The sequence below is a fragment of the Mesorhizobium sp. M7A.F.Ca.CA.001.10.2.1 genome (assembly GCF_003998575.1).
Classification (GTDB): Bacteria; Pseudomonadota; Alphaproteobacteria; order Rhizobiales; family Rhizobiaceae; genus Mesorhizobium.
The window spans coordinates 1-11242 of the sequence record NZ_RZQY01000133.1 but is presented as its reverse complement, the minus strand read 5'-3'; the positions used below and the strand labels follow the sequence as shown (position 1 = coordinate 11242).

Below are 11242 nucleotides of genomic sequence, written 5' to 3'. Positions count from 1 at the left end.
GTCATAGGGTGTCAGCGTCGTCTGCAACTGGTCGGGCGCGACGACGATATGGTCGACCAGGACGCCCGGCACGCGCACGTCATGCGGTTTCAGCGTACCGTTTTCGACGACGCGCTTGACCTGCGCGATAACGATGCCGCCATTGTTACGGGCGGCGAGCGCCTGTTCGAGGCCACCGAGATAGGCGCCCTCATGCTCGTAGGTGAGGTTGCCGCGCTCGTCGGCTGACGTGGCGCGAATGATCGAGACCTGCGGCACGATGGAGCGGAAATAGAGCCATTCCTCGCCGTCGAACTGCTGCACCGAAACGATCGGCTCGCTTGCGGCGGCGTTCATGGCGCAGCCCTGGTGGCGCGGGTCGGCGAAGGTGTCGAGGCCGACCTTGGTCAGCACGCCCGGCCGCTTGGCGGCCGCTTCGCGGTGCATGTCGAACAGGATGCCGGACGGCACGTTGTAGGCGGCCACCGAATTGTCGCCGATCATCTTCCAGATCTGCGGCGGTTCGGAAGAGGAGGGGCCGGACGGGTAGGAGCCGCACAAAGTACGCTTCAGCAGGCCGGGCTTGGCCAGATGGTCGATGCCTTTGATGCCGTACATGTCGCCGGCGGCGATCGGGTGAAGTGTGGTGATATTTTTTGGGTGGCCTTCCTCCTCGAAGCGTTCGCCGATCGCGGCAAGCACCGCGTCCGGACAGCCGAGACCGCTCGACGACGACACGGAGACGACCATGCCGTCCTTGATCAGGCCCGCTGCCTGCGCTGCCGAAACGACCTTGCTCAATTCATCATCCCCGAACCGGCCGTCCTGTTTCGGGTGCGGCGATCCGGGCCACAGCTTTCCCTGACGACCAGATTGACCGCGCCGATATGGTCCTCGGCCCGCGTGGTGCGCGACTGGATCATTTTCAGCATGACATGGGCGGCGCGTTCGCCGAGGCCGGCCGAGTCCACCGCGACGCTGGTCAGCGCCGGCATATAGTGCTCGGCCTCGGCTACATCGTCGAAACCGACGATGGCGAAATCAACTCCCGGCTCAAGCCCGCGCTTGCGCAGCGCCAGCATGGCGCCAAAGGCGACAGCGTCGTTGAAGCAGAGCGCCGCGGTCGGCGGTTCAGCCATAGCGAGAGCGGTTTCCAGACACCCTATACCCCCTCTGCGGCTGGTCTCGCCCTCGACGACCAGTGCGTCGCGGGCGGCGATGCCCTGCGTCTCGCAGGCTTCGCGAAATCCGCCAAGCCGATCGTGATAGACCACCAGGTCGGACGAACCGCCGAAGAAGACCAGCCTGCGATGTCCCTTGCCGATCAGATGGGCGGTGGCGAGATAGGCGCCGCGATGATTGTCGGGCGCGATAACCGGAATACGGCTCTCGGGAAGCCGGCGCATGGCGAAGACCACCGGCAGACCTGCCGTCTCGATCCGCCTGAAGGCGCCCGGCGTCGTGCCGCGAGCCGGCGAGACGATGAGGCCGGCGACGCCTTGCTCCATCAGCGATTTCAGCACTTCTTCCTGGCGCACCGGATTTTCCGCCGTGTTGGCGATGAACGGCACGATGCCCGCCGACTGGAAGACCCGCTCCATGCCAACCGCCAGCTCTGCGAAGAAAGGATTGGTGAGATCGTTGATGACCATGCCGATGACATTGGAGTGCGCCTTGCGCAGATTGGCGGCGCCCCGGTTGTAGACGTAACCGACATCCTCGATCGCCTTGCGCACTTTGCTCGCTGTTTCGGGCCGGATCAGCCCGCTGCCCTGGAGCACGAGCGATACCGTCGATTTGGACACGCCTGCTTCGCGGGCGATGTCGAATATCGTCGCCTTGGCCCGGTTGGCCATCCAGATGCATCCTCCCCGACTGCAGGTCCAAAAGTATTGGAACGTTCTAATCTCTGCTCCGGTCGTGAGTCAATCGGGATTTTTCTCGCGTCTCGAATGCCGATCGTGCGTACTCAAATGGCTTGCTCCATAAGGCTTTTGTGTTGCAATGCAGCATTCTTCCTGCCGTGGAGTTCGAATCTTAAAGGTTCTTGATTTATTGGAACGTTCCATCTAGTAGCGTTGCGAAGGGAGAGATCGATGGACATTTCCTTGCCTGGTGAGGGGGGCGGCAGCACCCGGTACACGCTGGTCGGCGAACCGGTGCAGCCTGACATCGGCGCGCGATTTTCGCGTATCGCCTATGCCGCCGCGCACGTCGTTGCCGATCCGCTTGCCATGACCGATCCGTGGTCCAGGCCGGTGGTCGACTGGGACAGGACGATGACGTTCCGTCACCATCTGTGGCGGTTGGGATTCCGCATCGCCGAAGCGATGGACACGTCGCAGCGCGGCATGGGTTTCGACTGGGCAAACGCGCAGGAATTGATTCGCCGTTCGATCGCCGAGGCGCGTACCGTCGATGGCGCCGATCTCGCCTCGGGTGCCGGGACCGACCATCTGGCGCCCGCCGCCGCCAGGACACTGGACGATGTGGTCACCGCCTATGAGCGGCAATTCGCTTTCATCGAAGGCTTGGGCGGCAAGGCGATCATGATGGCCAGCCGGGCACTGGCGGCAGTTGCCAAGGGGCCGGACGACTATGTCAGCGTCTACGACCGCATCCTGTCCCAGGCATCCGGCAAGGTCATCCTGCACTGGCTGGGCGACATGTTCGATCCGGCGCTCAGGGGCTATTGGGGCAGCGAGAATTTCGAGACTGCTCTCGATACAGTTGTTGCCATCATCGAACGCCACTTTGGCAAGGTCGAGGGGATAAAAATCTCACTGCTCGATGCCGGCAAGGAGGTCGCGCTGAGGAACCGTCTGCCGGACGGCGTCGTCATGTTCACTGGCGACGATTTCAATTATCCCGAACTGATCGCCGGCGACGAGAAAAGACACTCGCACGCACTGCTCGGTATTTTCGACGCGATTGCGCCGGTCGCCAATGCAGCGCTGGCGAAACTGGCGGAGGGTGACCGCGCCGGCTATGACGCCTTGATGGCGCCGACCGTGCCGCTATCGCGAAAAATCTTCGAGGCGCCGACCGAGTACTACAAGGCCGGCATCGTCTTCATGGCCTGGCTGAATGGCCATCAGGACCATTTTGCGATGGTCGGCGGCATGCAGTCGGCGCGCGGCATCCGTCACTATGCCGACGTGTTCCGCCTTGCCGACCAGGCCGGATTGCTCGCTGATCCCGATCTGGCGGTGGCCAGAATGAAGAGCCTTTGCACCGTCGCGGGCGTTTGATTTCGGGAAAGTGGTTCTCATCATCGACGTGACAGGCCAGGAATGCCGGACGTCCCTAGAGCAATTCCAGGAAAAGTGTGAAACGGTTTTCCGTCCGGAATTGCTTAAAAACAAGGAGTTAGAGCGGGTCGCCGTTTCCGTGAAACGGTGAACTGCTCTAACGTCTTCGCCACAGCCAAAAAGGCGCGATTGCCTCGTCTGGATGAAATATGGGCTTGGCCGCCCTTCCCAGATCGGCAGGTGGCATCCCTGCGGGATCATGATGCGTCAGGTCGAGAAGCAGCGGCCCAAGCCGATCCGGATCGACAGTTTCGGCCGACATGGTGTGTCGCTTGTTCTCGTGCGCAACAAGCCAGTGCAGCGCCTGGACCAGTCCCAGTCCCTCGGCTGTCTTGTGCTGCCAGAGATTGTCACCAACCGAAGACATGACACGGGCCAGCGACGTCCAGCCTTGCAAGGTAAACATGGCGTAGTGCCTGGGGCGCGTGCGGGACAGTTCCCTGGGCAAGGAGCCGTCGGCTGCGATCTGGGTCGCCAATCTCTCCCGAGCATAGAGGCTGATCTTGGCCAGGGTGGCGCTGTCGCCAAGAAATGTGGCGATCGATGCCCGCTGCAAATCGTAGTACGTTCCTTGGTTGCTGCTGCTGCAGAAGGCCGTCGCGGCTGCCGGCGCGGTGTCCAGCCATTCACAGTAGGAACCGAGCCAGGCTCTGAACGCCTCGCGATCCTCGTCGCCCAGTACTCCTGTTCGCTCGATCAAGCGTACGGCATCCAGGAAGAAATAGAAATCCTTCAGCTCGATGATGCCGTAGCCGGCCCCTTCATTGTTGTCGTGGCCCGACCGCACCTGCGCATAGCGCAAATGCGGGTTCATTCTTGTCTTGGGATCGACAAACCATGCGCGAATGAGCCTCGCGGCGTGGACGGCGTAATGACGTCCATCAAGCACGGTTGCGGCGAGCGCAAGCACGGTTGTGTCGTCGAAGACGCGCTGTAAGCGTGTGCGATCGTAGGTTTCGCTTCCTGCTGCATACAATGCCGTGCCGGGCACGCGTTCGCCATCGAGCCTGATATAGGGCAGGCCATCGGGTCTGTCGGGGTCGGGCCACCAGTAAGGCGCCGGGTGAAAATAGTCCTGGGGATCCCCGCTGGGGGCTCGGCCAGTCTTGTCGAGCACGCTGAACGGACCGCGGGCGAGTGCCTGACCGGCCGCGGTTTCGAGATAGCGCAGGATGGGTCCGTCCTTTACCGCGTGGGCGAGGGCGTCTTCGTCATAGAAAGCCAGGCGGGAGGTATCAAGCCGAGCGGCGACTGCCTTGGCGTCACATTGATCGACCATATCGACGATCGCCTGGTCGCGGCTGACCAGACGCGCGACGAAGCCGGCCTTGCCGATCTCCAGATGCGAACGTCCTGAATCCAGGCGCGCCACCCAGCCCGCTTTCTGGAGCAGCCCGGCATCCGCTGCCCGGACCGGGCGTGGAAAATCCCAGGCGTCGTCGCGGTAGCGATCCCAGGGGCCGGGAACTGCCAACCGCCACAGCATCTCGATTTTTGGCCGCCTTCCGTAGCCATAGTTTTCGTCGAACAGTTGCGTGGTATCGGCTCGAAATATGATCTGCGGCTCTTCCTCGGCCGGCGGCTGGAAGCTCTGGTCCAGCAGAAGCGCATTGTCGACAATACGCGCCATGGGCACCACAGCGTAGGGAAGGTGCGGGTTTCTCTCGATCGCGGACCGTATCCGCTGGAACGCAGAGCCTGTCAGGTAGCAGTTCCCGTCCCAGGGCATCAGCCATTTTGCCCTGCCGCGGGCAATCGCGAGCGCGGCGTTGCGAGCCCCATTGTTGTTCATCACATAGAGGTTCTTGCTGCGGCGGATGTGCGTTTCGTAACGCGCGGACTTTCCGCTCGCCCGGCCCTTCTCTGAGAATCTGAGGTCGCCGGCAACAAGCTGGTCGACGTCCCAGGATATCTTCCGGTACGCATCGAGTTCGAAGGGGATTGTGTGAAAATTCTGGCGGCGGCTTTCGAGCAGGCCGATGATCCGGGCTTCCTCGTCGGTGTCGACTATCCGATTGACGATCCAGAATTTTTCGCAGGCGTCGAAGACCGGTTCGTTGTCCAGAATGAACAGCACGTTGTCGAATGACTGGCCCTTGCGGTGTCGCGGTTCCAGATCATTGCCGATGATCCGGACGAGCATGAAGCTGTCGGCAATCTGCGAGATCGGCGACGCCGTGTAAGTCTCGCGGGCGGCTTCGATCCGCTTGCCGAGTTCGCGTCGGTATTCAGCGTTCTGCTTTGCGGAAATGAGCGCGTTGCCCAATGTCGACCACGGCGACTGCAATTGCGTGCGCACACGGTTCAGTTCGCGATGTATCTTCGGCCAAGGCGACAGTTTTTCCCTTCTGGACTGTGAACTCATGACGGCACGCAAGGAGACCCGATCACCGCCTCGGGAATGCGCGCAGTTTCGCCAACCATTCCGGCTTCGATCCTGGACCATTTCTGAGTGTGAGGCGACCAAGCCCTGAATTGTCCAACGCGATCAATCATGGAAAACGTCTCTCGCCTGCAATGTTGCGAATGTCCTGTTACGGTTCTGCTGCATCGGTCACGGCAGGTTGCAGGCAACGCCGACAAGACAATGCGATAAATCAAATCCGAAAACCACATAGCATGGCAAAATGCCCCGGCATCGGCGATGCGCCTTCACGCGAAGGCAAGCTCGCAAAAAGATTCCGCCGGTGATCGCAATTTTCTTGTGAACCAATTTCTCCCGAGGCGCGACCAAGCGATGTGTCCAAACATGGTCCATCAAGGAGAACGTCTGATGTTTACTGTTTCAAGAAACGTCCTTTTGGCCGCCATCGCCGTTTCGGTGCTGGCCGGCTGCAAGACAACCGCTCCCAGGGAATGCGACAAGCTGAAGCCCGGCGTCACCTACAACGGCAAATGCTGCGGCATCGGCGAGCCTTGCCGTGAAGGCAAGGGCGGCGGCGACAGGCCGGGAAATACGCCTGATCCAGAGCCGCAATGATCTGATTGCCCGTCGCCCGTCCCGGTCAGCACCGGGACGGGCGCACAGCTTTCCGCGACGGCGTTTGCGTCCGGCGTCCGGTCTGCCAGGACCGGGTTGCGAAACTCGCCGGCGCCGCCCACGACAATGGCGAAACGGCAAATCTTGACGTCAGCTTGTGGCGGCCATTCCCCGCATATCACCTCACGGCCCCAGCCTCGTCCGTCCTGCGTTGTTGAACCCGACAACCCTTTGCTTACTATACGGTTTTTCGGTGCTTGTCGGCTGCCCCCATGCGTGCTTACTTGTGGTTGTTTTCATTCCGGGGATACAATCATGCGTTTTCTACTTGCTGGCGTCGCCATGCTGTCGTTCGCCGCCACTGCGGCTCTGGCTGATCCAGCTTCGGACTTCAAAAGAGCCGATCAGGCGTTGAACCAAACCTTCAAGCAAATCCAGAAGCGGCTTACGGATGATTCCGACGGCAAGGCACGGTTGGTGAAAGCGCAGAGAGCGTGGATTGCGTTCCGCAACGCCGAATGCACGTTTCAATCCAGCGGTGACGATGGTGGCTCCGCGGCGCCGATGGTTGCCGCTGCTTGTCAAGCTGAACTGACCAAGGCTCGCACCAGGCAGTTGAGGGCCTACCTGAACTGCCAGGAGGGTGACCTCTCTTGCCCGGTGCCATCAGAATGATCTGGAGTGACAAAATGCCGAATTTCAAGATGAGATATGTGCTGATCGCGCTTGTGCCGTTGGCGGTTGCTGGTTGCGTCAGCGCTGAGGATCAGCGCGCAATGGATCAGCAACAGTGCGCTTCTTACGGCTATAGGCCAGGAACCAACAGGTTTGCCGACTGCATGATGCAACAGACTTCACAACGTTCAGAAGACGAGCAGCGCTCAATGGATCGCATAGCCGCGCAGGAACAGAGAGACAAGGATCGCAAGGAAGCGCGTCGAAAGAACGACAGCTACATCGACCCAAGGCCGAGTTACGACAAGGACGGCAATCCGAATTTCGACACTCAAGGCAATTACCAAGGGTGTCACGGCGCGGGATGTTTGGTCGACAATCCAGACAATGGCGATGACGATGACCAGTAGGCTGGCTTCGCAAGGGCTCTTCTTCCTGCCCCTATAGTCCGGACCTCAGCCCAAATCGACAAACCGTTCGCCAAGCTCAAGCACTGCATGCGGCGTTGCGCCAGGTGCAGGCTATAAGTCAACCTATGCGAACCGCTCTACCTCTGGGGAACCAGCCGGGAAATGCCGATGCAAGATCTGCTTGTCTGGTTGGATGGTGGGCGTGACAGGGATTGAACCTGTGACCCCTGCAATGTCAATGCAGTGCTCTCCCGCTGAGCTACACGCCCATCCGAAGCCGCGCATACACCATTTTTGATCCAGCGCGTCAATAGCAGGAAAAAGGAAAGAAGGCGTCGTCTCGCCGCAGTGGCGAAGAGGTGCGGCGCCTCGCCTAGAAAAGGGCTCAGGCCGCCTGCAGCATCTTCTCGACCTCGTTGACGAGGTCGCGCAGGTGGAAGGGCTTCGACAGCACCTTGGCGTCTTTCGGCGCCTTGGAATCCGGGTTCAGCGCAACGGCGGCGAAACCGGTGATGAACATGACTTTCAGATCAGGATCGATCTCTGTGGCACGCCGCGCCAGTTCGATGCCGTCCATCTCCGGCATGACGATGTCGGTCAACAGCAGCGAGAAAGGCTCCTCGCGCAGCCGCTCATAGGCGCTGGCGCCATTGTCGAAATCACTGACCTGGTAACCGGCGCGCTCCAGCGCCTTGACGAGGAACCGACGCATATCGTCGTCGTCTTCCGCCAGAAGAATGCGTGCCATGATATCCCGTCCGAATCACCCGCCCGAGGTTGCCGTTGGGCAAGCCCGTTAACCATCCTGTATATGAGGAGGTGAGGGTAAACATCAAGTGAACGCTGACGGGGATGATCCATATTTGCCGGGCGTGTGCTGTGGCCGAAATGCTGGACACGAGGCTTGCAAGGTGGCACTTTCACATCATGATGCACTGGTGTTTTCGGGTTCGTTCAAATTGAAGACGGCAGCCGAGGATTTTTCGGTCTTTCCACCCTTCGAAATCCGGTCGGGCGTCGAGCAGCGCGTCCCCTTCCTCTTCAACTCACCGCATAGCGGCCGCTACTATCCGGAGCGCTTCCTTGCCATGGCAAGGCTGGACCGCAACGCCATCCGCCGGTCCGAGGACTGCTACGTCGATGAGCTGTTCGGCGGGACCGTCGCGCTCGGCGCACCGCTGCTGGCGGCGAATTTCCCGAGGGCCTATCTCGACGTCAACCGTGAACCGTGGGAGCTTGATCCGCGCATGTTCGCCGAGCCGGTGCCGTCCTTCTGCAACATCCGCTCGGCACGGGTGGCCGGCGGGCTGGGCACGGTGCCGAAGCTGGTCGGCGAGGGGCTCGACATCTATTCCGGCCGCTTGCCGCTGGCCGAAGCGGTCGCCCGCATCGAGGCCGTCTACAAGCCCTATCACGAGACGCTGAAGCGGCTGTTGACCAGAACCCATGCGCGGTTCGGCTTTGCCGTGCTGATCGACTGTCATTCGATGCCGGCGAGCATCCGGGTTGGCGACAGCGGCCAGCGGCCCGACTTCATCATCGGCGATCGTTTCGGCATCTCGGCAACGGCCGCCCTGACCGAGACCGCGATCGGCCTGCTCAGCGCCATGGGCTATTCGGTTGCCCACAACAAGCCCTATGCCGGCGGCTTCATCACCGAGCACTATGGCCGCCCGGCGCGCCATCTGCACGCGCTGCAGATCGAGGTCAACCGGGGGCTCTATATGAACGAGCGGACGTTCGAGAAGGCTGCCGGCTTCGATGCGCTGGCCGACGATCTGACGCGGTTCTCAGCCGACCTGATGTCGATGCCCGACCATCATTTCATCGACCTGCCACTGGCCGCGGAGTGAACAACCTGCCGCTGGCCGCGGACTGAATGGCGCCATAAAAAAAGACCGCATCGTTTGCACGATACGGTCGAAGTCTAGGGAGGAAACGCCCAAGGAGGGCATGGACAGGAAACCCTGTCCGAGATTGAGGGTATTGTGCGCTGCACAAATGTCAAGCGACCTTCAGCCTTTTTTAATTCACTCTGATGTGGAAATTGCGTTTCGATGGCGCCTGTGTGACATCCAGGCAACAGATGCCGTCGCGGAAAAATCCTCGACACCCTTGTTTTGGCACGAAATTGTCGGCAAAGCCGGGCTCGGGCATGCTGCAACGCGGGAGAATCAGTTGGACATCAGCATCGATTTCATGCGTCGCATCGCGCAGGCGGCAGCGGCGGAGACCTTGCCGCGCTTTCGTGCCCAAGGTGCGGTCGCCAACAAGGAACAGGGCAGTTTTGATCCGGTCACCGAGGCCGATCGCGAGGCCGAGCGCGCCATCCGGGCTCTGATATCGGCTGAGTATCCCGATCATGGTATTCTAGGCGAGGAGCATGGCAGCGAGAACATTTCAAGCCGGCACGTCTGGGTGATCGACCCGATCGACGGCACGCGCGCGTTCATTTCCGGTCTGCCGGTGTGGGGCACACTGGTCGGGCTGACGGTCGACGGCGACGCCGTTGCCGGCATGATGGCGCAGCCCTTCACCGGCGAGCTTTTCTACGCCAACGGCTCGGGCTCCCATTATGAGGGGCCAGGCGGGCCGCGAAAACTGACGACCCGCAAGACGACGAAGTTGGACCAGGCGACGCTGTTCACCACCACGCCGGCCCTGTTCAAGGGCGAGGCGCGCAACCGTTACGATGCATTCGAAAGACAGATCCAGCTCGCCCGCTATGGCGCCGATTGCTATGCCTTCGCCATGATCGCCTCGGGAAGCGTCGACATCGTCGCCGATCCCGGATTGAAGCCCTACGACATCGTGGCGCTGATCCCGATCATCGAAAAGGCAGGCGGCGTCGTCACCACATTCGACGGCGGGCCGGCGGAACAGGGCGGCGATGTACTCGCCGCGGCGACGCCGGAACTTCATGCCGCCGCCATGGCCGCCCTGCGCGGCTAAACGAGCGTCCGCCGCCATTCAGGTGATGCCGACCGCTTGAAGCAGTCGTTTTACTGCCGGCGGCACCCCTTGGGGAGCGGGCCAGCGACCGGCGCCCGTCAGGCTGTGGGGTCGTCGCTGCCGGGAATGAAGGCGTCGAAGGCGGCGAGCAATTGCTCGCGGTAGATGTCGGCTTCCTGCAGGATTTCGTGGCGGGAGCCATCGATCATCAGCAGCGAACCGAGCCGCAGACGCCTGGCGTAGGCTTCCACGGCCCTGGTCGAGACGACCTGGTCGGCGCCGGCGGCGATGATCAGCAGCGGGACCTGGATCCGAGCCATGAAATCGGGGTCGCTGACGGCTTCCGATGCTTTCGCGGCTGCCTGCAGCCAGCGGATCGTCGGCCCGCCAAGCGCCAGTTGCGGGTATTCTTCATAGATCCGTGTGTTGCGCCGATAGCGCTCCGGGTCCGATGTCAGCTTGTTGGTCTCGAACGGGGCCGTAACCCGCGGCCGCGGACCCCAGGCGGCGTAGAGCCGGCCGAGGCCGAGAGCGCAGAACAGAGAACAGACGCGGCGAACCGTCGAGATCGAGACCGGCAGGTCGGGCAGCGTCAGGAAGGGCGCGATCAGCACCATGCGCCGGATGCGGTTCACCATTGATGGGGCGGCAAGCAGGGTGATCAAGGCACCTGCCGAATGGGCGAGGATGTAGTACGGTCCGCGGCAATCGGGCAGCACGATCTCCTCGAAGAACTGTTCGAGGTCGGCGGTGTACTCGCGGAAGCTGCTGACGTAGCCGCGCTGGTGATCGCGGATCAGCCGGTCGGAATCGCCCTGGCCGCGCCAATCGAGCGTGGCGACGCCAAAGCCGCGATCGGCAAGGTTGCGGATGGTTTCGAAATATTTCTCGATGCACTCGTTGCGGCCGGTGAGCAGGACCACGGTGCCCTTCAT

General features: G+C 61.5%; 11 protein-coding genes and 1 tRNA gene. 6 read left to right on the top strand and 6 right to left on the bottom strand.

Features of this window, described 5'->3' with window-relative positions:
* Together EN964_RS11625 and EN964_RS11620 are read right to left on the bottom strand one after the other, a co-directional pair.
* Positions 1 to 780: malonate decarboxylase subunit alpha (locus EN964_RS11625; protein WP_206528712.1), on the bottom strand; the 780-nt coding region annotated here is incomplete at its 3' end.
* Positions 777 to 1835: a LacI family DNA-binding transcriptional regulator gene (locus tag EN964_RS11620; RefSeq protein ID WP_127276373.1), complete on the bottom strand. Its 1059-nt coding sequence runs from the start codon at positions 1833 to 1835 to the stop codon at positions 777 to 779. The genes EN964_RS11620 and EN964_RS11625, both read right to left, overlap by 4 nt.
* 240 nt (positions 1836 to 2075) lie before the next feature.
* On the opposite strand from EN964_RS11620, the gene EN964_RS11615 reads away from it, so the two are divergent.
* The gene (locus EN964_RS11615; RefSeq protein WP_127267242.1) at positions 2076 to 3230 is read left to right on the top strand and encodes a dihydrodipicolinate synthase family protein; all 1155 of its coding nucleotides are present in this window, start codon (positions 2076 to 2078) and stop codon (positions 3228 to 3230) included.
* A gap of 157 nt (positions 3231 to 3387) precedes the next feature.
* Here the strand turns inward: EN964_RS11615 and EN964_RS11610 are convergent, their stop codons facing one another.
* Positions 3388 to 5655 (bottom strand): alginate lyase family protein, encoded by a 2268-nt coding sequence (locus tag EN964_RS11610; protein WP_127272392.1) that lies wholly within the window; start codon positions 5653 to 5655, stop codon positions 3388 to 3390.
* A gap of 408 nt (positions 5656 to 6063) precedes the next feature.
* Between EN964_RS11610 and EN964_RS11605 the strand changes: the two genes are divergently transcribed.
* The 3 genes from EN964_RS11605 to EN964_RS11595 all read left to right on the top strand — a co-directional run bounded on the left by EN964_RS11605 (position 6064) and on the right by EN964_RS11595 (position 7355).
* On the top strand, positions 6064 to 6270 hold the full coding sequence (locus tag EN964_RS11605; protein WP_127267240.1) for a hypothetical protein: 207 nt from the start codon (positions 6064 to 6066) through the stop codon (positions 6268 to 6270).
* Positions 6271 to 6585: 315 nt separating this feature from the next.
* Entirely contained in the window at positions 6586 to 6945 is a 360-nt protein-coding gene (locus EN964_RS11600; protein WP_127272393.1) for a lysozyme inhibitor LprI family protein, read from the top strand.
* A 14-nt stretch (positions 6946 to 6959) separates the two neighbouring features.
* Positions 6960 to 7355, top strand: a complete 396-nt coding sequence (locus EN964_RS11595; protein WP_127270519.1) for a hypothetical protein — start codon at positions 6960 to 6962, stop codon at positions 7353 to 7355.
* Positions 7356 to 7549: 194 nt separating this feature from the next.
* Here the strand turns inward: EN964_RS11595 and EN964_RS11590 are convergent.
* Both EN964_RS11590 and cpdR read right to left on the bottom strand, forming a co-directional pair.
* Positions 7550 to 7624, bottom strand: a tRNA-Val gene (locus tag EN964_RS11590).
* 116 nt (positions 7625 to 7740) lie between these two features.
* A complete protein-coding gene (gene cpdR, locus EN964_RS11585) occupies positions 7741 to 8103 on the bottom strand; it encodes a cell cycle two-component system response regulator CpdR (protein ID WP_006199474.1) in 363 nt (120 codons plus the stop codon).
* Between the two features lie 163 nt (positions 8104 to 8266).
* Here cpdR and EN964_RS11580 point away from each other — a divergent pair, with 163 nt between their 5' ends.
* Together EN964_RS11580 and hisN are read left to right on the top strand one after the other, a co-directional pair.
* Positions 8267 to 9208 (top strand): N-formylglutamate amidohydrolase, encoded by a 942-nt coding sequence (locus EN964_RS11580; RefSeq protein ID WP_127270521.1) that lies wholly within the window; start codon positions 8267 to 8269, stop codon positions 9206 to 9208.
* Between the two features lie 325 nt (positions 9209 to 9533).
* Positions 9534 to 10307 carry a histidinol-phosphatase gene (gene hisN / locus EN964_RS11575; RefSeq protein ID WP_127270523.1) on the top strand — a complete coding sequence of 258 codons (774 nt, stop codon included), beginning with the start codon at positions 9534 to 9536 and terminating at the stop codon, positions 10305 to 10307.
* 98 nt (positions 10308 to 10405) lie between these two features.
* Here the strand turns inward: hisN and EN964_RS11570 are convergent.
* A partial coding sequence (locus tag EN964_RS11570; RefSeq protein ID WP_164775786.1) for an alpha/beta fold hydrolase occupies positions 10406 to 11242 on the bottom strand: 837 nt, incomplete at its 5' end.

Coding starts and splice junctions, on each gene's coding strand:
- EN964_RS11595 (WP_127270519.1), top strand. CDS start 6,960: ATGCCGAATTTCAAGATGAGATATGTGCTGATCGCGCTTGTGCCGTTG.
- EN964_RS11620 (WP_127276373.1), bottom strand. CDS start 1,835: ATGGCCAACCGGGCCAAGGCGACGATATTCGACATCGCCCGCGAAGCA.
- EN964_RS11610 (WP_127272392.1), bottom strand. CDS start 5,655: ATGAGTTCACAGTCCAGAAGGGAAAAACTGTCGCCTTGGCCGAAGATA.
- EN964_RS11600 (WP_127272393.1), top strand. CDS start 6,586: ATGCGTTTTCTACTTGCTGGCGTCGCCATGCTGTCGTTCGCCGCCACT.
- cpdR (WP_006199474.1), bottom strand. CDS start 8,103: ATGGCACGCATTCTTCTGGCGGAAGACGACGACGATATGCGTCGGTTC.
- EN964_RS11615 (WP_127267242.1), top strand. CDS start 2,076: ATGGACATTTCCTTGCCTGGTGAGGGGGGCGGCAGCACCCGGTACACG.
- EN964_RS11605 (WP_127267240.1), top strand. CDS start 6,064: ATGTTTACTGTTTCAAGAAACGTCCTTTTGGCCGCCATCGCCGTTTCG.